General features: G+C 61.3%; 15 protein-coding genes. 2 read left to right on the forward strand and 13 right to left on the reverse strand.

Annotated elements, in window-relative coordinates; all coding sequences use genetic code 11:
* Positions 1–87 precede the first annotated feature (87 nt).
* The 8 genes from adhP to AB3X96_RS20660 all read right to left on the reverse strand — a co-directional run bounded on the left by adhP (position 88) and on the right by AB3X96_RS20660 (position 10,988).
* Positions 88–1,113 carry an alcohol dehydrogenase AdhP gene (gene adhP, locus AB3X96_RS20625; RefSeq protein WP_368591139.1) on the reverse strand — a complete coding sequence of 342 codons (1,026 nt, stop codon included), beginning with the start codon at positions 1,111–1,113 and terminating at the stop codon, positions 88–90.
* A 102-nt stretch (positions 1,114–1,215) separates the two neighbouring features.
* Positions 1,216–1,890 carry a TetR/AcrR family transcriptional regulator gene (locus AB3X96_RS20630; protein ID WP_368591140.1) on the reverse strand — a complete coding sequence of 225 codons (675 nt, stop codon included), beginning with the start codon at positions 1,888–1,890 and terminating at the stop codon, positions 1,216–1,218.
* 22 nt (positions 1,891–1,912) lie between these two features.
* Complete coding sequence (locus AB3X96_RS20635) at positions 1,913–2,776, reverse strand: 4Fe-4S dicluster domain-containing protein (protein WP_368591141.1); 864 nt, start codon at positions 2,774–2,776, stop codon at positions 1,913–1,915.
* Between the two features lie 11 nt (positions 2,777–2,787).
* Complete coding sequence (locus tag AB3X96_RS20640; RefSeq protein WP_368591142.1) at positions 2,788–5,766, reverse strand: molybdopterin-dependent oxidoreductase; 2,979 nt, start codon at positions 5,764–5,766, stop codon at positions 2,788–2,790.
* Positions 5,767–5,992: 226 nt separating this feature from the next.
* Positions 5,993–6,730, reverse strand: a complete 738-nt coding sequence (locus AB3X96_RS20645) for an OmpW family protein (RefSeq protein ID WP_176110430.1) — start codon at positions 6,728–6,730, stop codon at positions 5,993–5,995.
* A gap of 234 nt (positions 6,731–6,964) precedes the next feature.
* Positions 6,965–8,929: an acyl-CoA synthetase gene (locus AB3X96_RS20650; protein ID WP_368591143.1), complete on the reverse strand. Its 1,965-nt coding sequence runs from the start codon at positions 8,927–8,929 to the stop codon at positions 6,965–6,967.
* On the reverse strand, positions 8,926–9,882 hold the full coding sequence (locus tag AB3X96_RS20655; protein ID WP_368591144.1) for a fumarylacetoacetate hydrolase family protein: 957 nt from the start codon (positions 9,880–9,882) through the stop codon (positions 8,926–8,928). Before AB3X96_RS20655 ends, AB3X96_RS20650 begins: the two co-directional genes overlap by 4 nt.
* Positions 9,883–9,917: 35 nt before the next feature.
* Positions 9,918–10,988 carry a VOC family protein gene (locus AB3X96_RS20660; protein WP_368591145.1) on the reverse strand — a complete coding sequence of 357 codons (1,071 nt, stop codon included), beginning with the start codon at positions 10,986–10,988 and terminating at the stop codon, positions 9,918–9,920.
* 315 nt (positions 10,989–11,303) lie between these two features.
* On the opposite strand from AB3X96_RS20660, the gene AB3X96_RS20665 reads away from it, so the two are divergent.
* Positions 11,304–12,059 carry a TetR/AcrR family transcriptional regulator gene (locus tag AB3X96_RS20665; protein ID WP_368591146.1) on the forward strand — a complete coding sequence of 252 codons (756 nt, stop codon included), beginning with the start codon at positions 11,304–11,306 and terminating at the stop codon, positions 12,057–12,059.
* Between the two features lie 242 nt (positions 12,060–12,301).
* On the opposite strand, the gene AB3X96_RS20670 is transcribed toward AB3X96_RS20665, so the two are convergent.
* From AB3X96_RS20670 to AB3X96_RS20680, 3 genes are read right to left on the reverse strand one after another with little or no spacing between them, the layout of a single operon-like run.
* Positions 12,302–13,765, reverse strand: coding sequence for an efflux transporter outer membrane subunit (locus tag AB3X96_RS20670; RefSeq protein ID WP_368591147.1), 1,464 nt, complete (start codon positions 13,763–13,765; stop codon positions 12,302–12,304).
* 2 nt (positions 13,766–13,767) lie between these two features.
* Positions 13,768–16,941 (reverse strand): efflux RND transporter permease subunit, encoded by a 3,174-nt coding sequence (locus AB3X96_RS20675; protein ID WP_368591148.1) that lies wholly within the window; start codon positions 16,939–16,941, stop codon positions 13,768–13,770.
* Positions 16,938–18,017 carry an efflux RND transporter periplasmic adaptor subunit gene (locus AB3X96_RS20680; RefSeq protein WP_368591298.1) on the reverse strand — a complete coding sequence of 360 codons (1,080 nt, stop codon included), beginning with the start codon at positions 18,015–18,017 and terminating at the stop codon, positions 16,938–16,940. The genes AB3X96_RS20675 and AB3X96_RS20680 overlap by 4 nt, the downstream gene beginning before the upstream one ends.
* Before the next feature lie 522 nt (positions 18,018–18,539).
* On the opposite strand from AB3X96_RS20680, the gene AB3X96_RS20685 reads away from it, so the two are divergent.
* The gene (locus tag AB3X96_RS20685; RefSeq protein WP_368591149.1) at positions 18,540–19,295 is read left to right on the forward strand and encodes a TetR/AcrR family transcriptional regulator; all 756 of its coding nucleotides are present in this window, start codon (positions 18,540–18,542) and stop codon (positions 19,293–19,295) included.
* A 198-nt stretch (positions 19,296–19,493) separates the two neighbouring features.
* Here AB3X96_RS20685 and AB3X96_RS20690 read toward each other — a convergent pair whose 3' ends face one another.
* The gene (locus AB3X96_RS20690; RefSeq protein ID WP_368591150.1) at positions 19,494–20,549 is read right to left on the reverse strand and encodes an AI-2E family transporter; all 1,056 of its coding nucleotides are present in this window, start codon (positions 20,547–20,549) and stop codon (positions 19,494–19,496) included.
* Between the two features lie 807 nt (positions 20,550–21,356).
* Complete coding sequence (locus AB3X96_RS20695; protein ID WP_368591151.1) at positions 21,357–21,668, reverse strand: hypothetical protein; 312 nt, start codon at positions 21,666–21,668, stop codon at positions 21,357–21,359.
* Positions 21,669–22,079: the final 411 nt, after the last annotated feature.

Genomic DNA, 22,079 nt, shown 5'->3' on the forward strand with positions numbered 1-22,079 from the left:
GGATCAATGCCGTCGGTCATTTGGTCAGCGATGAACCGTCAACTGGATAAGCACGGCGCGCGATACCGGCACCAGGCAGTGGCTCATTCAAAGTTCAGTGAGTACGATCCGGCCGTCGACCTTGCCTTCGCGCAATGCGGTGAACACTTCGTTAATGTTCTCTAGCCGCTCATGGTGGATATGTGCGCGCACTTTTCCCTCGGCCGCGAATTCGAGCGATTCCTGCAGGTCGCGACGCGTGCCCACGATGGAACCGCGAACCGTGATGCCATTCAGTACCGTGGAAAAGATCGGTAGCGGAAAGTCGCCGGGCGGCAGGCCGTTCAGCGCGACGGTACCGCCGCGGCGCACCATGCCGAGCGCTTGCGCAAACGCACCGCGCGAGACAGCGGTCACGAGAACGCCATGTGCGCCACCGATCTGTTTCTGGACCTCGCTCGCAGGATCGGACGTTGAGGCGTCGATGGTGATTTGCGCGCCGAGTTTGCGCGCAAGTTCCAGTTTGTCGGGCGCGACATCCACGGCAACGACATGCAGGCCCATCGCGACGGCGTACTGGACCGCAACATGACCGAGCCCGCCGATGCCCGAGATGGCGATCCACTGACCGGGCCGGGTGTCCGTGACCCGAATGCCTTTGTATACGGTGACCCCGGCGCAGAGGATCGGCGCGATTTCGTCAAACGCGACCCCGTTCGGTAGATGACCTACGTAGTCCGGATCGGCGACCACATATTCGGCGTAGCTGCCGTTCACGGAATAGCCGGTATTCTGCTGCTCGTGGCAAAGCGTCTCCCAGCCCGTCTGACAGTATTCGCAGTGACCGCATGCGGTATAGAGCCACGGCACGCCAACGCGGTCGCCTTCCTTCACGTGCGTGACTCCCGCGCCAATCGCCGCGACATATCCGACACCCTCGTGACCAGGGATGAACGGCAGGCGAGGCTTGACCGGCCAGTCACCATCGGCGGCATGAAGATCGGTGTGGCAGACCCCGGACGCCTTCACGTTGACGAGAATCTGACCCGCAGCGGGCGCAGGAACCGCCACTTCTTCTATCCGCAGCGGCTCGCCGAAGGCATGGACTACCGCAGCTTTCATGAATTGAGCCATCAGTCGCTCCTCAGTGAGTTTGTGATTCTCACGAGTATCCTCGCCCGGCCCGCTAATGCTTTGCGATAGATCAATGTAAACGACCCGCCCTAACGTATTGATCTAAGAGCGTAAGTGGAAGCGGACCGTTGCACCGGCATCATCCAGCGACTCAAGATTCTCCAGTACCGGACCGGACGAAGTGCAGGAAAACAAGGCTGCCAAAATGGCTCGAATCGAATCGTCCGTCATTCCTTCCGGATTGCACAGCCGGAAGAAACGCATGCCGTCGCAGAAGCTGAGGAGGGCCGCCGCGAGCGCTTCAGGTTGAGCAGGCCAGCCGCCGTCGCCTGGACGCGCGCCTGCGCACAGACACGCAGCCAGCTTCTCCAGTTTCCTTTGCCGCAGCCCGGTGACCCGCTCCCGAACCGTGCTATCGCGGGATGAAAGGAGGCCCGCTTCGACCCACAGCGGGAAACAATCATTGTCGAATTCAGCGCAACTCAGACGCGCGAGTGCGCGACCCTTTTCCTGGTCCGGCGCGCCAGGCGATTTGATGATCGCCTGCCAGTCCGCACACGTCTTTTCTACATCGCGTTGCAGCAATTCGAGTAGCAGTTCCTGCTGGCTGCTGAAATTTGAATAGAAGGCGCCTCGTGTGTAGCCGGCCGCCTCGGCGATGTGTTCCACACTCGTCGCGGCCAGGCCCCGCTCGATGAACGATCGGCGCGCTGCGTCGAGCAGGCGCTCCCGCGTCTGCTCTTTTTTGCATGCGCGTGTCAGGCGCACCGGTTTCATGGCTGGATACACAGCGCCGGCATCAGTCGACCTCAACCGCGTTCGTCGACTGCACGAGGCCGATCTCGCCGACATACACGCTCTCGCCCAACACGCATTCGCGCGACGCATTGCCCAGCGCATGACGAATCTCGATCCGATAATGGCCGCTATCTTTGATGAGCCGCGAGAACCGGAAATCGCCGAACGCGTCGGTGACGGTTTCGGCGACCTTCCGATTGCACCAGTACAACGCAACGGCCGCATCAGCGACACACTCGACGACCTGCCCCACCTGCGCGCTGACACTGCCGCCGATAAAGCAGGTTTCCCAACGATCGAGGCCGCTGTACCAGACGCGCGGACTGGTTTTTAGTCTCGGTTCCAGAACCTTGAGTCCTTCCCGTCTTGCCTTCTCTGCCATCGCGGCGTCATCGAGCCTGACGGTTTCGAAAACGCCCGTTGGGCAGGACTGTTCGCATCGCGGGTGCTGCCACCCCTGATCCAGCAGATGGGCATCGAAGATCCATGTCTGCGGCAATTGCAACGCCTCATTCCATACGATCGCCTTGTATGGACAGGCCTTCACGATGTCCTTTCTGCCCCGCGCCTTGTCCGGATCAATGATGACGATGCCATCGGCGCGCTTGCGAATGGCGTCGCCGCCTACACGCATGCATGGTGCGTCGTCGCAGTGGTTGCACATCACTGGCAGGTACGTCGTCTCGACCATGTGCGAATCGCCTTGTACGCGGCGCATGATGCGAATGCTGCTTTCGGCATCGGCCGAAGCCGGTGCCGAGTAACCGGGAAACTCGTTGCCAACGTGCTCGTCGCGCGCGGCGATCACGCAGTTCTGGCAGTTTTCGCAGCGCCCGACCTTGATAACCAGATTCCACTTGCTCATGGCGTTTCTCCTCACGCTGCGCGACCGAGCAGGAACGCATCGGCGCCTTTCCATTTTTCGACCTGCACGAGGCATGAGTTCGGACTCATGCTGCTGGTGCCTGCCGTTTGCGACCGGTCGGGCGTGAGCATGTTCATGCAGCCGCCGATCTCGACACGTTCGCCGTCCACTTCGATCAGTTGGAATTCAGCGCTCGCCTCGTATGACTTGACCACGCCGGCGGCGACCAGAGGCGATACGTCAGCGGCACAGATGACAGCGCCCCGGTCGTTGTAGACCTTGACGAGATCCCGGTGGGCAATGCCGCGAGCCACCGCGTCTGAGGCTGCGAGCCGCAGTAACCAGAAGCGATGGCCGCCAATCAACGCGCGATGATCTTCCACGCTGTTGACCGACGAGTTCTTGCCGTCGCAATGCGTGTGGAAGCTGTAACGGCTGTGAGTCGCAATCAGTTGCAGCGGATAACGCTGAGCAAGTTCACAGCGCAATCCCTCCCAGGATGGGATATACCGGTTCAGTGGGGGCCGCTCGGGGTTATCGGCGGTGTGCCGCTTCAGCAACTCGGGCACGAACTCCAGCTTGCCGCTCGGCGTCTGCAACCCCATGCCGAACTTTTCGGCATACTGCGACGGCATGGGATGCGGTTCCTGCAAATCCTTGCGACGACCTTCCGCGAACCAGCGCATGTCCACGGGATGGCGCAATTCCGGCTTTTCGGGCGGTACGACGAAATAGCCCTTACGGCAGAATTCGCGCCAAGAAACGTGATCCGGCAGATCCGACGATTCGTATACTCGCTTGACCCAATCGAGTTCGCCGCAGCCCTCGGTGAAGACACCGCCAAGACCAAGACGGGTCAGAATGGCGGCGAAGATATCGTAGTCCGAGCGGGATTCGCCCAGAGGCTCGATGCATTTGTGCTGCATCGTCACCATACGATGATTGACGGTGTTGAAGCCATGATGCGCATAGCCGCCCGAATTCGACCACTCGCCGATGTCCCATCGCTCGAGCGACGTGCAGGCCGGCAGAATGATGTCGGCGAACTGCGCCTCCCCTTCCATCCAGATCGACTGGTTCACCACGAACTCGATGCTGGGATGTCGATAAGCATCGGCCCAGCGTCCGGACTTTGTGACGGTACTGAAAGAAGAGCCACCATAGCGATAGATCATGTGGATCGGTGAATAGCCCGGCATCGGATAGCTGAACGGCGCGAACTGCGCTTCCTGAGACATACCGTCCCACAGGTATCCCGTCGCATGGCCGTTGATGATGGCATCGGGTAGCTGCTGCCGCGGGACCATCTGTTTGACGGGATTCATGGTCAGGATGTGCGGCATGCGCTGATAGTTGTTGACGGCATTGGCGGTCCATGCGAGGTCGCCAGACATCCCACCGTCCGCGTAGCCGGGAAAATAAAAGTGGAGGTCGTGCGGAGCACCCAACTGCAGACACCCAAAATTGACGCCCGGCTTACCCCACCCCTGCATCGCCATCATCATGATCATGCAGCGCGCCCATTGCGCTCCGGTCGCGCCGCGTCCTGCCCCGCCGAATCCCGCGCCTGTCATGCCGACAGAGAGATAGACCTTCTTTTTTCCCCACAGGCGAGCGAGCGCCCGCACATCCTTGGCGGGCACGCCGGTCTCGGACTGTTGCCATTCGGGCGTCTTCGGCACGCCGTCCGTATCGCCCAGCAGATAGCCGCGCCACTCGTCGAAGCCGGTCGTGCGGTTGGCAACGTAGTCCTCGTCGTATAAACCCTCCACGGCCCAAACGTACATGATCGCGGTCGCGAGAGCGGCATCGGTTTGCGGTCGCACGGGAATCCAACGCCCGCCCAGCAACTGCGCGGTCGGATTGCAGTGTGGGTCGATGTGAACGAACTCGATGCCCAGTTCTTTGGCCCACAGGCGCCGCGGCGTACCCTCGAATCCCGCATACGCGCCGTTAGTGCTTTCCGGATCGGAAGACCAGAACACGATCATCTCGGCCTCCTTCAGACAGTCTTCAGTGCCGCCATAGCCTGACGGCACACCGACGCGCATCGAATTGCCGAAGTGATGCATCGCACCCCAGTACCAGCCTTCCCAACTGTCCGGATTCGCGGCAACCCGAGTGAAGCCGATCAGATTGGCGAAGCGGGTGAGCGCGCTGAGGTAGTAGCCAATGTTCCCCCACTGATGATGCGACGACATGGGGAACGTAATCGAGCCGGGACCGTGAACACGCTTCTGCCGGTTGATTTCTTTCGCGACGATGTCCAGCGCCTCGTCCCAGCTGATCGGCACGTAGCCCGACTTGCCACGATTCTGCGGATTGCGCTCGCCATCAGGGTCGAAATCAACGCGCTTCAACGGATGAAGAATCCGTTTTTCGGAATAGACAAGCGACTTGATCGCCAATGCGTGCGGCGCGACCAGACCTCGCCGTGGTGGACTGAAGCGGCGTCCGCGCGCCTCGATCTCCCAACTGGCAGCGTCCTTGCCGTCCAGATCGATAGGCGTCACCCGAACGATGCGACCATCCTTCACGTACACAAACAATGGGCCACCGTTCGTGCAGGTCGTGTACCGGCGTGTGCCGTCCCGCATCGGTGTGCCCATCGACAGTCCAACGGTTTGCATCATACTGAGCGTTTGCATGAACCACACCAGCAGTTCATCGTCGCCTTCCGTCACCACCTTGAAGTTCTTTGCCGCATGAATGATTTCAGCATGGTCCTGCCGTGGGGAAAGGAATTTCAGGGCCGTGGCGACATCCTTGAACAGGATGCTCACGTCGGCTTGCCAACCTGTGCAAGCGCGCGATCGGACGCGACCGTTCCTGATTTCGACGACGCGGCCGAGGCTCCGGTCCATCAGCCCGATCTCGGCGACGATGTCCCGCTCCTTGAGGCGCTGACGATAGGCGGGAAAGCGGCGTGCCGTCAGGTCGAGTACTTTGGGCAGCGCGAACAGAATCGATTTGAGCACTTGTCGCTTCATGGTTTCACCCGAGATGAAACATTGAAGCAGGAGATGGCCAGAACGTGTGCGCAACCGTTACTCCCGCGCGCGCGACCGGACCCGTATGCCGCAGCGTTACGGCCTTCGGGGCGTCATCACCGTGTTTCGAAGCGCCGCATTTGCTCACTTTGTTGTGCATTTGAACCTCTAAACTGGGTTGAACGTGTTGCACCGTGTCCGGCGCCTGAAACGCTGTCCTTTGTGGTTAGAAGGTATAAGCGACATTCAGGAAAACATTTACGGGATTGAGACGGATCGTCGATTTCGAAACGATTTGCGTCCCATTAGCCGTTGTGCCGTCCAGCGTAAGGTGAGTCTTTACGGGAACGTAACCGACGCTGGCTCCTACTGACCAGTGGTTCGTCATCGCGTAATAAGCCCCGATCTCGAATACCGGATTCCAGGACGAACTGAGGGATGCGTGCGCCGAGCCACCCGGTCCCAGACTGTCAGTGACAAATTGGCTGTTAGTCGTACGCACCTGGGTGAACCACGTATAGTTCACGCCCAGCCCGATGAAAGGACGGAACTTTGACTGGGCGGAAAGCAGGTGATATCGAAAGACAAGCGCGGGCGGAATCGGCCGCGTCGAGCCCAGAGTGCCATACTTCGCGAGCGCGCCATCCCCGACCAGATCCACCGTCAGTGGGAGCCCGATGAGCGTCGCAACGCCGATGTGGTCGGTGACGTAGTACTCGGTCGTGATCCCAATTGTGTCCGTGGACGTCGCGTGCGCCCCAGTACCGGGTAGTTGCTGATTCACCGTCATTCCGCCCACGCTTTCCACGGTCAGCGGCGTTGCACTACTCTGCGGTGCGACGTGGAGCCACCCGGTCGCCACGGTAAAGCTCCCAGCCGTCTGGGCGTTCGCATTACCAGCAAGCGCGGCCGCACAGAGGCACACCGCAAAACCAGCGGATCGAACCGTTCTCCTGTCTTTCATCAAGTGTCTTCTCCTGTCTCATTGGCTGAATACTTTTTTTGTTGCCTACCGGTCAGGGCGCTGCATGGGGCGCCCGTGACCGCCTGGTGTCGGCATGGCTCTCGTTCGATTGCATCGAACGACATCAGGCCCGCTTCTTATGCAGTCGTACTAAATGAAATGACGCGCTTTCGCGCGTCTCTTCTGATGCCTTCCACCGCGCTTCTTCCTCGTGCCGCCAGAAACAGCGTCCGGTTACAGGCCCGGGCTCGCCGCGACGGACAGCGAAAAGCCGAATGGAAAGCGCGCCAGCGTCGCGCGCGCCAGTTCTTCGAGCTCGACGCTGTTGAGCTCGACATGAGCCGTCAGCCCGCGAGCGGTGTCTTCGACGATACTCACCGCTGCATCGTTGACGCCGGCCTCAACGAGTGCGGATCGCAATGCGTCCGCCATTTCTCGCCATTTCAGCGCCGGCTTGTAGATCTTGCCGACGCCTGTCAGCGGCATCGTATCGATGACACGGATTGCCTTAGGAAGCGCAGCCCGCTCGCTGATGCTGGCGCGCAGGAATGCGGCTAGTTCCGCTTCGGTTGTCGTGACGCCTGGTTTGAGCTGGACATAGGCGACCGGCAACTCGCCCGCATGCGCGTCGGGCCGGCCCACCGCGGCGGCGATCTGTACCGCCGGATGACGATGCAAGGCTTCTTCGATAGCCGCAGGGTCGATGTTGTGGCCGCCCCGGATGATTAACTCCTTTTTCCGGCCCGTTAGCCAGAAGTACCCGTCGGCATCGCGGCGCCCGAGATCGCCAGTATTAAGCCAACGTTCGCCGTCGCCGAGGTCCATCCAGATCCCACTGTTCTGCTCTGGCCTGGAATACCCGACGAACACATTCGGTCCGGAGATCACCAACTGGCCGACTTCCTCTGCCGCGCAATCGCGCATATACCGGCCGGCCTCATCGGCCACCACGACCTTCATAGCCTGACCGGGAAGGCAAAGGCCAATCGAGCCCGCCCTGCGTTCACCACGCGGCGGATTAACGCTGCTCACGCAGGCGCCTTCAGTGAGTCCGTAGCCTTCGAGGATTTTGATCCCCGTGCGATGCTCGAAATTGCGAAGCAACTCGACTGGCATCGGCGCGGCACCACACAGCCCGTACTCGAGCGAGCTGATATCGTGCTCGCCAATAGAAACCTCGAGCAGTGACCCATAGAGCGTTGGCACGCCGCTGAAGAAATTGATGCGGTAATGTTCAACGATTTCCCAGAAACGCTTTACAACACCGTCGCCGCGATAACCTTGCGGTGTGCCGAGAACGACATGAGCGCCGCGTGAGAACGCTAGTAGCCCTGTCACCATCACGGCATTCACATGAAACAGCGGCAGTCCGCAAAATATCGTTTTGCCCGGACCGATGCTTTCGCCGAGAAACCGACCGGCGTTCCACGCATTGGCAACCTCATTACGGTGCCGGCGCATCGCGATCTTCGGCAGTCCCGTGGTGCCGCCCGTGCAGAAGCAGGACGAGATATCGTCGATCCGCGCCGAGGGCGAGTCGTCGAGCGATATTCCTGACTCGTTCGCTATTGCGGTGCCAAAATCATGGGTCCGGATCTGCGCGGGAACCGCGCTGCGCACGCCGCCTTTGCCATGCAGACTTGCGGATTCGCCACGTTGCAGTATCCGAGCTGCCAATCCTTTTTCCCCCGGTATCCGGTCGGCCAGATTAACGAGCAACAGATCTTTTATGGCGGGGACATGATGCAACACCGCTTGCACTTTTTGCCATAGTTCAGTCCCGGGGAACGGCGCGAGCGTTACGAGCACGCTGGCACCCGATGCTTTCAGCAATTCGCCGATGGCTTCGCTTTCAAGCAGTGGATTGATCGCGCAGACAATTCCCACCGCTTCGCCTCCCCAGATCACGAAGTGTGTCTCTGGCAGGTTCGGCAGCACATAGGCGATGACCGTGTCCCTTTCCACGCCCAGCCGCGAAAACATGTTTGCGGTGCGTGTGATATCACGCAGCAGGTCGCTGTACGTCCAGCACTCCGGGCTGGCATAGTCATCGGCTGTTCGAAAGAAGGAAAGCGCGGGCGCCGATGGATTGATGGCAGCGCCCCTGCAGATCATTTCGTAGGTGCTCGACGGAAGCTCCGGCAGTTGTCCCGATGCTTCGATAGCGAGAACATCCTGTCCTTTTGCGGCGTCTTTCATACTGCCTCTTCAACGACGACGTTTTGCTGCACGCCCAGGTTGATTGAGCGGTCGAGGCTGACAATCCATGCCTCGACAACGTCTCCCACCTGAAGATACTGAGGCCTGTCCTCCTGCATCTTCAGGAAAAGCCGCCATTTATCCTCTTCCGACAACTGCGCCGCAGCGCGCTGCTTCTCCGGTGAAGGAATGCTCAGCGCACATCCAGAAGGTGTGCCGGTTGCAAGGAGGTCACCCGTGCGCAGGTCGTGCACACGGGAAAGCTCAGTCAGAGTCTCTGCCGGGCCATAGACAAGGCCAGCAGTAGTGTCGTTCTGGCGGACGGTTCCGTTGACCGTCAGCGTCAGCACGAGCTCTTTCAGCTTCGGAATGTCATGCTTCTCGAGCAGGCAAAGATAAGGGCCGACAGGGCCAAATGTCCGAAAGCTCTTGCCCTTGTAAAACTGCATCTGCGGAATCTGGATATCACGCGCTGAATAATCGTTGACGATCACAACGCCCGCGATGTACTCGTGCAGGTTTTCCTCGGTGACAGTTTCAGCCGAGGTGATATCGCGTTTGAGCACGAGACCGAGTTCGATCTCATAGTCGAGGAACCGCACCGCGCGTGGTTTCACGATGGCCGAGTCCGCCGCAACGATGCAGCTCGGCGCCTTCGTGAAAATCATGTTGAACTTCTTGACGTCCGGGTCCATGCCGGACTCGATCATATGCTGGCGGTAATTCGCGCCCTGGCAGATGAACTGCTGGTTGGCCGTTATGGGCGACAGCCACTGCACCTCCGATTCGGGAATCGATCGACCGCTGAGTATCATGAGCCGCTCCACCGGATTGGCCTCGATGAACGCCGCGGTCGACTCGTACTCGCCTGGAATCGGCGTGATGGCGCCCTCCGCGACCACACCCCACTGGGCACGGCCATGATGAAGATAATGCAGGACGTGAAGTGCCATTGTTCAATTCTCCGGATCAGTAGGGATGCCTGGGTTCAGGCGAAAATCTTTGCCAGCGTTCGCAGCTTGCTCAGAGTCAGGTCAGGGCTGCGACGCAAGTTTCTGAATAGCACCACAACGCTCGTCGGCGTGAATCTGGGCTTCGTGAAGCTGCGCGGCATGGTCGGCCCCCACTGAGCCATTGCCTCCCGACTCACGGCATGGATTCCCGTCGGCTCATCGGACGTGAACAGGTCGCCGTCGCAATAGTGTTCGTGCTTGTCGCCCCACGGGTCTTGCCAGTAGTCGAAAATCTGGCTGCCCAGAATATGTCGGCCGATCCCCCACGCGTGCGTCCAGCCACCGTCGCGCAGAACGCGCTGGCCCATACCGACCGCGTCCGCGTCGATGAGCTCGTAAGCGCTATGGCTGTAAGTCGCGGCGAATCCCTGAGCAAGCGCTAGCGTGTGATGATCGGCCGGGTTGTTGCCAAGATCGAGGCGCATGAATGCGACCGCCGGCGAGCCGTCGGGAAGCACCTGTACGTCGCTCGGGATGAACCCGAAGTGCCGCGTGTACCAGGCACAGGTTTCCTGAAAGTCGGCGAGCTCGAGTACGACATGCCCTAGCCGGATGACCTCTGGAGCGCGCTCGGGCGGTCGCTGCGTATCGTTGACGCGAACGGTGGCATCGACGGAATTGAATGGCAACGGCAGGCGGTGCGGCAACGCTGACGCGGGTGCCTGGCCCCATATCGCATCGATAGCGAAACCGGAAGGGTCTGTCAGCCGCACCACGTAGCCGCCGGCCGGCAGCGCGGAGTTTTCTACATCGGACGCGCCCGGCAGCTTCGCCAGCGCATCAAGCTCCTCGCGGCTGCCGACTTGCAGGCCGAACCCCACAAACCGCGCTTTCGACGCCCTACGCACTACATGACAAAAATGCGAAGCGTCCGTGCCACGCAGAAGAAGCAGCGCCTCGTCCCGCGATACCGTTTGAAGCCCAAAGTCGTTGAGAAAATGCTCCGCTTGTTCGAGGTCCGGTCGCTCGAATACCAGATAGGCCAATGCGGTCGCTTTTGCCGTCGGATGGGGATGACGAGCGGGCTGTGCAGTAGTCAGTTTCATGTCGGAACCTCACTCGGTCGCAATGGCCGATTCGACTTTGAAAGCTGCCGCATTGGCGGCAGGATCGAACGGCAATAGATGCTTCGCCGACGCGCTATCGAAAGCGGGTCCGGATGCCCGCATCGGCGCGCGGGCGGCGCAATGCCAACGCCGCGGGGCGGCACCGCTTCTGGCTGCTGTCTCCATGATCACTCCATCGGTTCTGGTCGAATCGGCTCGTCGAGGCCTTTGATGACATTAAACTCATCGCTGATGATTTTGTCAATATAGAGATTCGAATCTATACTGCGCGGTATGTCCAGATCAGGGATCACGATGACCAACACGACAAATCGCCGGGCAGGCAAGCGTTCCACCGTTGCGGCGTCCGTCGCCGCCCCTCCCGTTGCCGAAGAACGGGAGCCGCGGGGTGCGCGCCGCAAGCGTGAGACGCGAGCGCGCCTGCTCGATGCCGCCCTGAGGCTGATGGCGGAAAAAGGCATGGAGGGCGTTGCGATCAACGAAATCACCGAGGCCGCCGACGTAGGCTTTGGCTCGTTCTACAACCACTTCGAATCAAAAGAAGCGATCTATGCGACGCTCGTCGACAACGTGTTTGAAGAGTTCGCGAACATGCTCGATCGGCTTGCGGGAGGCCTTTCCGACCCCGCCGAAGTGGTCGCCGTCTCTGTGCGCCATACGGTCCTCCGCGCACGGCATGACCCCGTCTGGGGACGTTTCCTGATACGCGAAGGGTTTTCCGCCCGCGCGATGAGCCGCGGGCTCGGTCAGCGACTGCTGCGCGACATCGGCAGCGGCATTGCGGCGAAGCGGTTCGTGGTGGCGGACCCGTTTATCGGATTTCTCGCAGTGGGCGGCACGGTTCTGTGTGCCATCGCCGCCGAGTTGAACTTCGTCGTGCCGGGCGCGAGCGCGGCGGGCGTGCTGACAGAATTGGGCTTTAGCGGCGAGCATTTTCCCGAGCGCACGGCAGCAATGTTGTTGCAAACGCTCGGACTGAAGCGCGCGGAGGCGGAAAAGATCGCTACCCGTCCATTGCCCACCGTCGAGGAAGCCGTCGATCAGGGCTGAATTGGTGGCAGGCGAAGCGACCGGTGCAACCGCTTCACTAGCGGAGATAAAGCAAAAGCAGGGTTTCCCGCCGTTCGCACCGACTCATTCCTCGAAGCACGTAACCGCCCTTTTCGCGCCGTATGCAATTGCGGACAGGACAGTGCTGTCCTCCCCGCTCCGCGCAAGGCTTCCTCCTATTTGAATCGATTGCTCGGCGCCGGTCCGGCCCGACTGTCCTCGCCACTGTCACGAGCACCCGGTCATCGCGCCGCCGCTGCGCTCTGCGGGGTGGCGGGCAACTCGCCCATCGACTGAAACAGCGCCGCCGTATCGCTCATGCGCTGACCGGCTGCGCGCACGGCGGCGATCTGCGCGTTCAGGTAACGCGACTCGCTCGCCTGTCGTGCCGTCGAAGGCAGCGAGCCCATGCGGTGTCGCGACGCCGTATCCTCGAATGCCGCGCGAGCGGCGTCCGCGGCTTCGTCCGACGAAGCGAGCGTTTGTGCGTCGTTATCCAGCGCGGCCAGCGAATTCGCCACATCCTGGAAAGCGGACAGCACCGTCGCCTTATAGTGCAGTACGGCGGCGTCGTAGGCGTCGACCGACGCGCGACGCTGAGCGAACAGCGCGCCGCCATGAAAGATTGGCTGCGACAGGCCAGCGCCGATCGCCCACAGTGCCCCCGCGCCCGAGGTCACCGCCGGCCAGCTGAAGCCGCCTCGCCCCATCGAGGCCGTCAGCGACAGGCTCGGGAACATTTGCGCGGTCGCGGCGCCGACATCCGCGGCGGCGGCCTTCACCGCGGCGTCGGCTGCCTCGATGTCCGGGCGCGAGCGCAGCAGATCCGACGGCACGACCACGGGCACGTGCACCGGCAGCGACAGGCTATCGAGTTCCGGCACGCTCGGCGCGTTATCCGGCGTGCGCCCCATCAGCACGGCCAGCGCGTGGATAGAGGACGCGCGTTGCTGACGTAGCGACGGCAACGTCGCCGCGATCGCAGCCGCGCTCTGTTTCGACTCAAGCGCCTGTGCGCGTGAGGCCGAGCCGAGCGCGTAGCGCTGCTGATCTTCGTTCGCAGCGTCGTTGGACACCACAACGAGCCGCTCGGTTAGCGCGATCTGTCGATCGAGCGCCGCCACATTGATCGCCGTGCCGACAATATTCGCGGCAAGTGCGCGACGTGACGCCTCCAGCTCGAATGCCTGCACGTTCACACGCGCCGCGCTCGCCGAATTCATGTAGCGCGTCTGGCCGAACAGGTCGAACGTGTAATGGGTGAAGATCTGCCCAGCAAAAAAGTTGTATTGCACCTGCTCGGGTCCAAGCCCCGGAACGATAGGCGTACGCGCGCGCTCGACCTGCGCGGCGCCGTCGATCGACGGCAGCGTCGAGGCGCCGATCTGTGCACGCAGTTGCTCTTGCGCTGACGCGAGCGTGCGCTGTGTCGCGGCGAGTGTCGGGCTGTTGCGCAAGCCTTCGTCCACGAAGGCGTCGAGCGCATCTGAGCGGTAAAGCCGCCACCATTGCGGCAGGGGAGCCGCGCCGACATCGAATGTCTGCGCCACGCCACCCGCAGCCACCGTCTTCGATGGCTGCGCCTCTGCGCCATAGTGCCCGGGCGACGGCATGGCTGGCGGCTCGCCGCTCGGCCCGAACGAGCACGCCGACATGGCGAGTGCCGCAACCGCGGCCGCCACGGATGTCTTGCAGGTAAAGCTCATGATCAAACCTCCGTATGCTCGACGACGACCGGTTGCGCGTCGCGCTCGTCACGCCGGACCCTGAAGCAGGTCGCGTAGAGCGCCGGCAGGAAGAACACCGTCAGAAGTGTGGCGATGGTGATGCCGCCCATCAGCGCGGTTGCCATCGGGCCAAAGAAGCCCGAGCGAAGCAGTGGTATCAGCGCGAGCACCGCGGCGGCGGCCGTCAGCATGATTGGCCGGAACCGCCGCACGGTCGCGCCGATGATCGCGTCGAAGCGCGCCTGCCCTGCCGCGATGTCCTGGTCGATCTGGTCCACCAGGATCACGGAGTTGCGCATGATGATGCCGAACATCGCGATCACGCCCAGCAATGCGACGAAGCCGAACGGCTTGCCGAACAGCAGCAGCGCGGCCACCACGCCGATCAAGCCCAGCGGCGCGGTCAGCACGACGATGAACGTTCTTGCGAAGTTTTTCAGCTGGATCATCAGCAGCGTCAGCACCGCGATGATCATCAACGGCATTTCCGCGTTGATCGATGTCTGGCCCTTGACGCTCTCTTCCACCGCGCCGCCTACCTCGATCCGGTAACCGACGGGTAATCTGGCGCGCGCAGCGGTGAGTGCATGCTCGATGTCGCGCGTCACGTCGATGCCCTGCGCGTCGCCGCGCACGTCGGCCTGCACGGTGATGGTCGGCTGGCGGTCGCGCTCCCAGATGACCCCGTATTCCAGCGTGTCGCGGACGTGTCCCAGCGAGCCGAGTGGCACCGGGCCGTTGGGCGTGGGGATCGCCAGGCTCGTGAGCTTTGCGGGATCGACCCGCTCGTTCTTCGGCGCGCGCAGGTCGACGTTGATCAGCTTGTCGCGTTCGCGGTACTGGGTGATCGTGTAGCCGGAAAGCGTCATCGCGAGGAAGCTGGAGACGTCCTGCGAGGTGACGCCAAGCTGACGCGCCCGGTTCTGATCGATCTCGAATGACATGGAACGCTCGGCCGGCTCGTCCCAGTCTAACTGGACGTTACGCGTGCGCGGGTCGGCACGGACCTGCTCCGCCACCGTATCCGCGATCGAGCGCACCGTCGCGATGTCGTCGCCGCTGACGCGGAACTTGATCGGGAAGCCCACGGGCGGACCATTTTCGAGTCGTGCGACACGCGTACGAACGCCGGAGAAGTCCTTCTCGAGTTTCAGGTCGAGCCAGTGCATCAACTCCTCGCGCGTCTCGACGTCCTTCGCCGTGATGACGAACTGCGCGAAGTTGGGCTGCTGCAGCTGTTGATCGAGCGGCAGATAGAAGCGCGGCGCCCCTGTTCCCACGAAGTCGACGTAATGCTCAATCTCGGCCTTGCCGTCCAGAACCTTTTCAAGCCGCTTCGCTTCACGCAGCGTCGCCTCGAAAGAAGCGCCTTCAGGCAGCCTAAGGTCGACCAGCAGTTCGGGGCGCTCCGAGTTCGGAAAGAACTGCTGCGGCACGCGTGTGAACACCGCCATTGCGATTGCGAACAGCACGGCGGTGACGCCGAGCACCACCCAGCGCCGGTCGATACACCACGAGACCCAGCCCGACAGGCGCCGGTAGAAACCCGTGTTGTAGACATCGTGTTCGTGCCCGTGAGCCGCGCCCTCGTGACCTTTGCGTTCGGGCAGCATATGAAAGCCGAGCAGCGGTACCAGCACGACCGCCGCGAACCACGAGACGATCAGTGCGATCGCCGACACCTCGAAGATCGAGCGCGTGTACTCGCCCGTACTCGATTTGGCGAGCGCGATCGGCAGAAAGCCGGCGACCGTCACGAGCGTTCCCGTCAACATCGGAAAGGCCGTGCTCGTATAGGCGAAGGCAGCAGCACGCATGCGGCTCCAGCCCTGTTCGAGCTTCACCGCCATCATTTCGACGGCGATGATCGCATCGTCGACGAGCAGCCCGAGCGCCAGCACGAGCGTGCCGAGCGACACCTTGTCCAGGCCAATGCCGAACAGATGCATGCACAACGCGGTCATCGCCAGCACGATCGGAATCGTGATGACGACGACCATGCCGGTTCTCAGCCCCAGCGAAACGAGGCTGACGACCAGCACGATCGCCACAGCTTCACCGACCGAGCGCACGAACTCGTTGACCGAGTGCTTGACCGCGTGGGGCATGCTCGAGACCGGAGCGAGTTTGAGACCCGCCGGAAGCGTCGCCTGCAGTTCAGCCGCCTTTGCGTCGAGCGCCTTGCCGAGGTCGATGACGTCACCGCCCTTTTTCATCGTCACGCCGATGCCGAGCACCGCCTGACCGCCGGCACGCATTTGCGTGACAGGCGGATCGTCGTAGCCACGCTTGATGGCCGCGATATCGCCGAGCCGGAATGTGCGCTTATTAACCGTTAGCAGCATGTCCGCGAGCGCCTGTTCGTCCTTGAACGCACCGCTCGGGCGCACGAACACGCGGTCATCCGCCGTCGTGATGGTGCCGACGGGGGCAACGGCATTCTGCGCGTCGATGGCCTGAGCGAGTTGTTGCGGCGAAATCGACAGCCGCGTCAGTTGCGCGTTCGAGATCTCGACAAAGATGTGCTGATCGGGGTCGCCAAAGTAGTCGACCTTCGCAACACCGGGTACGCGCAGCAGCACTGTGCGCAGTTTGTCCGCATAGTCGTGCAGCTGCGCGGGAGAAAAGCCATCGCCTTCGAGCGCATAGATATTCGTGTAGACGTCGCCGAACTCGTCGTTGAAGAACGGGCCAATTGTTCCTTTCGGAAGCGTCGCCGCGATGTCGCCGATTTTTTTACGGACCTGATACCACGTCTCGGGCACTTCCTTGACGGGCGCCGAATCTTTCATGGCGAAGAAGATCATCGACTCGCCGGGCCGCGAGTAGCTCTTGATGTTGTCGACATAAGGCGCCGCCTGCAATTGACGGCCGATCCGGTCGGTGATCTGCTCCTGCACTTCGCGCGCGGTCGCGCCGGGCCAGTAGGTCTTGATGACCATGGTGCGGAACGTAAATGGCGGATCCTCCGACTGCGCGAGGTGCGTATAGCCGATCACGCCAAACAGCGTGGCGAGGCCGATCAGAAAAATCACGAGCTGCTGGTGCCGCAACGCCCAGGCTGAAAGATTGAAACCGGTTCCGCTGGTGTCAGTCTCGTTCGAGGCGCTTGCGGGTGCGCTGTCGCGCGCATTTTGCTGGTCACGCGCGTTCATGACGGAAAGTCCTCCGGATGTAGCGGAGGCACCATCTGCACGTGTTGGCCCGAACTCACGGCATGCACGCCTTGCAGCACGACGCGGTCGCCATCGTGCAGACCGGCAGCTATCGACACCGTGCGTTCGCCGTATTGCGCGATCGTAACCGGACGCAGTTCAAGCGCGTCGCTACCGTTGCGGACCACCCACACGGCAGGCTTTTCGCCCTGGTGAAAAAGCGCCGTCACCGGCACCGTGAAGGCCCCGCCCACGGCGCCCTCGTGTGCGTCATCGAACGCAACGTTGGCGGTCATACCTAGACGTACTTCGGCAGTGGGTGCGGTCAATGTCAGCTTGACCTGCCACGTGCGGCTTTCCGGATCTGCGGCGGCGGACACCTCGCGCACGGTCGCATCGAATGACTTGCCAGGCAGCGCCGACAACGAGACGCGCGCCTTGCTGCCGACTCTCAGCGCGTTCACCGTGTTTTCCGACGCGTCGCAGACGATGTCGACGTCGCCCGTCCAGGCGAGGTGGTACACGGCTTGGGTGGCCTGCACGTTCTGACCGGTATCGGCATCTTCCGACGTGACGACCCCGTCGTGCTCGGCCGTGAGCGTTGCATAGCGGAGATGATCCGTCGCAAGTGCCATCTGTGCGAGAGCGGAATTGCGCTGTGCGAGCGCGGAAGCGTAGGCGTCCTGGGTCTGCTCCAACTGCGCGGTTGCGATCAGGTTCGCACGGGCCTGCGCCTCGTCACGATCGAGCTGCTGCTTCGCGAAAACGAGACGATGCTCGGCAGCGTCGAGTTGCGCGCGCGCGTTGACGAGATTGTTTTGAAGATCGGTCGGGTCGAGAAGCGCAACGATTTGCCCCGCCTTCACGGTGTCGCCGATACGCACGCGCCGTTCGATCACTTTGCCGCCGACCCGAAACGACAGAGGCGTGGAATACCGCGCCTGCACCTGTGCCGGCAACGATGCGTCGGCCATTCGTCCATCGGGATGAACCACGCGCGCCACGACGGGCTTTGGCTGCGGCACGAGCGCTTCGCGCTGATGGCATGCGCTAAGGAGAAGTGCGCCGCACACCATGATGACAACGGGTATCCGGTGCGTTGGCCGGACGAGGGAGGGAAACGAGGAGCGCGCCCGTTTCAGCGCGACAGGACCGGAATGTTTCACGATGTTTCCAAGGCAGATGATGAATCCAGGAAGAAAAAGCGATCCGCGCTGACAGGAGCCGGGGTGTCCGTGAGAAGCACGCCTTGTCACCAGCGCAAAAGTCGGAATGCCATCCGATGCGTTACTGATCCGCTTACAACGCTATTGAACGTTGTTCCGAAGCGTTGTGGCGCGTCATCGCGACCGCCAGGCTGCACCTGGCAGCGGGACAGCAGCACCGGATAGTCGCGTCGGCTCATGCCCACGCGCCCTATGTGCACGGGAGCCTACGAATCGCGATCCCAGTGCCCTGAAGCGCATCAAAGACGATTGCGCTGCGTCCCGCTGCTGCGACGCTAGCCGCATCAGGTGACATTAAACCCATGTTTGATACTATTGTCAATCATGACATATAAATCTAAAATCTGATGGAACAGAGAATCGGGAGGCAACGTGCCAGATGTCCGTAACAAGCGTGCAAGCGGTCGGTCGGCGGCGGTCCATGCGCAGATCGCAAGTCGTGAGCCGGTGCTTGAGCAATCGCCCCGTTTAGCCCGGCGCAAGCACGAGACTCGAGTCCGGTTGCTGAACGCCACCTTCCGACTAGTGACGGAAAAAGGAATGGACAGCGTCACGATCGGCGAGATCACAGATGCCGCCGACGTGGGTTTCGGGTCCTTCTACAACTACTTCGAATCAAAGGAAGGAATCCTCGCAGCGCTCGTGGACTGGCTCTTCGAAGACTTCGCGAACACGCTTGACGGACTCACCACCGGATTGGCCGACCCGGCGGAAGTGATAGCCGTGTCAGTGCGCCATACGCTCCTGCGCGCCTGCCGCGAGCCGGTCTGGGGACAATTCTTGATTCGCGAGGGGCTATCTACGCGCGCGCTAAGCACGGGTCTCGGTCAGCGGTTGCTGCGAGATGCGGCGACAGGAATTTCAAAAAAGCGCTTCATGATCGCGGATGAGTTGATTTGCGTCGTTTCCGCAATTGGCACTGTGATCGCAGGAGTCGCTGCTGAGCTTGATATGTCAGCATCATCGATGCGGACGGTTCGCCCGCGGAAGGTGTTACGGTCCAAAGTTGACAGGTTTGCCGAACGTACAGCGGCCATCGTCCTGCAGGGGTTTGGTCTCAAACGGCTGGAGGCAGAAAAGATCGCCCGGCGTCCGCTGCCCGCGGCGGCAGAGGATGTAACCAGCTGAAGTGGAATAGTGCTGTGCCCGGCCACGAGCGGACCGATTGAGTACGGGCGTCGACCGCGAGGCGTTCCGCCTGCCTGCAGCGCGTATTAGATGTCTCGATTCTGTCGGGACGCGTCCATAGGGGAGGCTGCTCGCGCACCCACACTCCGGTTGCCTTGCCGAAACGCGCCGTCCAGGGGGCGCGTGGCCACTGCTTGGTCACGCCTGGTAAAGCGCACTTGTCAGATAACGGCGACGCAGTTCTCGCAAAGCGGAAGCAAAGACGGCGCTCGCAGGCAGCGCAAGCAGAACACCGAAGAAACCGAAAAGCTTCCCAAAAGCCAATAACGAGAAAATGACCGCCAGCGGATGCAAACCGATCCGCTCGCCGACGAGCCGGGGCGTAAGAATTGCGCTTTCGAGAATCTGCCCGACTCCATACACGATAATCACCGCACCCAGGCCATACCAGTCGTGAAATTGCAGCAATGCAGCCAGCAGCGCCATCGTCAGCGCCGTCGCGAATCCGACATAGGGGATAAAAACGGCAAACGCCGTCAAAAGACCGATGGGCAGCGCGATGGCCAGTCCAGCGAGCGCCAGTGCAACGGGGTAAAACGCTGCGAGTATCGCGACGACAAGCAGTTGCCCCCGCAGATACTGTGACATCATGTGATCGATCTCTGCGACGAAGTCGCGCGTCCTTCCTAGCCAGCGCCGCGGCACGAAGCTTTCCAGGCGCGCGAAAGCCTCATGCCTGTCGTAGAGCAGGTAAAAGAGCACGAGTGGCACAAGCACTACATTTCCCACGACGGTGATCATTACATTGCCGCTTGTGCCAAGGTACCGCCAAACGGTAAGAGCAGCGCCCTGCTCGCTTGCGATCAGATGTGCCGCGACCCAATCACGGACATTCGCCAGATCAAGCGAGTAGGTGATTCCCAGCCATGCGAGCCGCGGTTTGAGAATGACCTCGAGCTTCGCCGCAAGCGATGGAACCTGTCTTGCGAATTCAGGCACTTCCTCCTGGATGACCAGGAATGCAAGCAAAGCGACCGACGCGATCACCAACGCGAATAGAGAAATCATCAGAAGCGCTGCAAGTCCTCTTGGCGTGCGATGACGTGCAAGCCATTCGACGCCTGGCTGCAGGATGTACGCGATCATTGCCCCGAGAAGAAACGGCGTCAGCACGGCGCGCAGGCTCCAGAGCAGAATGCCGGCCGACAAGGCGACGGCTCCCCAAATGAGCGATTGGCGATGGTAGTTGGTCATGGGTGCACCTTCGGCTGTTCAATCACATGGTTGTTGCAATCGCAAGCAGCGGCCTCACGGATGGTGTACGCGCACCATGGTGCACGGTACACGGCGGTGTGAACCATGCGATCAATGGTCGGGAGCAGTGAGAGGCAAGACGATAGGACGCCTGATCGAACCCTACTGGATTCACGCTCTGGACGTCGCGTGATTCGCTCCGAACGACCACTCGACTGATGCCGTTGTATCGTGCACCTGGAGTGCCGGTGGGGCACTTCCAACGCAAACCAACCTGATTAAGTGATAATATTATCACTTATGCTATTGAAGTCAATATCGAAACGCTTGCTGGCCGGTGAACCTATCAAGTCCGCGCTTCCCCAATCCGCGACCGACATCCTGGCAGCAATTGTTTTTGGCTGGCGACGCCGGAACGACGAAGCCCAAGGAATATCGCCGACCGGGGCGCTGCTCTACTCGCATCATGGCTGAAGAATGAACTGGCCCGACCGGCCCGGTCGGGCAGTGGCGACATAAGGCTGTATCTCGACAGTCCCCTATCCTGGCGGAATGCGACCTCGCCATGCCCGGAAATCTTTATTCGTCTGTCTGCTTGTCGGTGAGGCTTCCGGCCGGTGCGTGAGCGACGGCGTCGGGCGACATCCGTTCAGCGTCTTCGCGGTTCATACGTTTCCGCGAAGTCCCTTCCACTTGCCTCGCCTGCACCGGTTGCCCAAGCGCGGTCACACCGCCATCCCCTTTCTGCTGTGATCCGACCCGCGAAGATCCATCGCGGGTCGCATCCGCCTGCGACGCCTTCCTGCCTCACACAGGTCTTGCGGCATGGTCTCGTACCGAATCCTTTCCGCTCCGTCGAACTCGCCCCTTTCCTTCCGTACTGCGCATCGCATATCTCAAGGAATTGGGCGTCACGTCGATACCTTCCTGCACAGCCTGTTCGATCAATTCACCGAGCGTGTAGACCTTCTCTCGGGCCGCGCCGATCTGTTTCTGGATGGATTTGACGCCATCGCTTACCTTGAGCGGCTGATCACTCTTCGCCTTTTCCGGCAGCGCATCCAGTCTGCGTCCGAGCGCCTCCCATTGCCCCCGCGCGAAACTCCTGACAACCGGCATGACTTGCTCCGACGCACAACCTTGATCGCATCTTGAACAGGCCCAAACTCGCCGTCGACACCCGCTGCTGGCGATTCCCGGCATCGGTGGAACATATCGGAATACAGAGGAATTTGACAGAACGAGAAATATTTTTTCTGCCTTATCCGGTGTCTCGCCGATGCACGTGGAATTACACGCGTGCGTCGCTCACGCACACGAGCGTCAACGGCTGCGAATACCGTGTGTCCATCGATTCACGCCGAACGGAAATCGCAACGCAATTGAAGTCACCGAGGGACGAACGCGACGCGCCACCGTCTTTCCTTGCCGTCTCCGTGTACGGTCACCCAACCTGTACGGATGTTCCCCGCTATGCGACCGCAGATCGAACGTGCACACCACGCGCTTCGCACCTGTTGGCACCGCCGA

It is taken from the genome of Paraburkholderia sp. BR13439 (assembly GCF_040948805.1).
Taxonomy (GTDB): Bacteria; Pseudomonadota; Gammaproteobacteria; order Burkholderiales; family Burkholderiaceae; genus Paraburkholderia; species Paraburkholderia youngii.

Coding starts and splice junctions, on each gene's coding strand:
- AB3X96_RS20630 (WP_368591140.1), bottom strand. CDS start 1,890: ATGAAACCGGTGCGCCTGACACGCGCATGCAAAAAAGAGCAGACGCGG.
- AB3X96_RS20665 (WP_368591146.1), top strand. CDS start 11,304: ATGACCAACACGACAAATCGCCGGGCAGGCAAGCGTTCCACCGTTGCG.
- AB3X96_RS20660 (WP_368591145.1), bottom strand. CDS start 10,988: ATGAAACTGACTACTGCACAGCCCGCTCGTCATCCCCATCCGACGGCA.
- AB3X96_RS20635 (WP_368591141.1), bottom strand. CDS start 2,776: ATGAGCAAGTGGAATCTGGTTATCAAGGTCGGGCGCTGCGAAAACTGC.
- AB3X96_RS20640 (WP_368591142.1), bottom strand. CDS start 5,766: ATGAAGCGACAAGTGCTCAAATCGATTCTGTTCGCGCTGCCCAAAGTA.
- adhP (WP_368591139.1), bottom strand. CDS start 1,113: ATGGCTCAATTCATGAAAGCTGCGGTAGTCCATGCCTTCGGCGAGCCG.
- AB3X96_RS20680 (WP_368591298.1), bottom strand. CDS start 18,017: ATGGTGTGCGGCGCACTTCTCCTTAGCGCATGCCATCAGCGCGAAGCG.
- AB3X96_RS20675 (WP_368591148.1), bottom strand. CDS start 16,941: ATGAACGCGCGTGACCAGCAAAATGCGCGCGACAGCGCACCCGCAAGC.
- AB3X96_RS20645 (WP_176110430.1), bottom strand. CDS start 6,730: ATGAAAGACAGGAGAACGGTTCGATCCGCTGGTTTTGCGGTGTGCCTC.
- AB3X96_RS20670 (WP_368591147.1), bottom strand. CDS start 13,765: ATGAGCTTTACCTGCAAGACATCCGTGGCGGCCGCGGTTGCGGCACTC.
- AB3X96_RS20695 (WP_368591151.1), bottom strand. CDS start 21,668: ATGCCGGTTGTCAGGAGTTTCGCGCGGGGGCAATGGGAGGCGCTCGGA.
- AB3X96_RS20650 (WP_368591143.1), bottom strand. CDS start 8,929: ATGAAAGACGCCGCAAAAGGACAGGATGTTCTCGCTATCGAAGCATCG.
- AB3X96_RS20655 (WP_368591144.1), bottom strand. CDS start 9,882: ATGGCACTTCACGTCCTGCATTATCTTCATCATGGCCGTGCCCAGTGG.
- AB3X96_RS20690 (WP_368591150.1), bottom strand. CDS start 20,549: ATGACCAACTACCATCGCCAATCGCTCATTTGGGGAGCCGTCGCCTTG.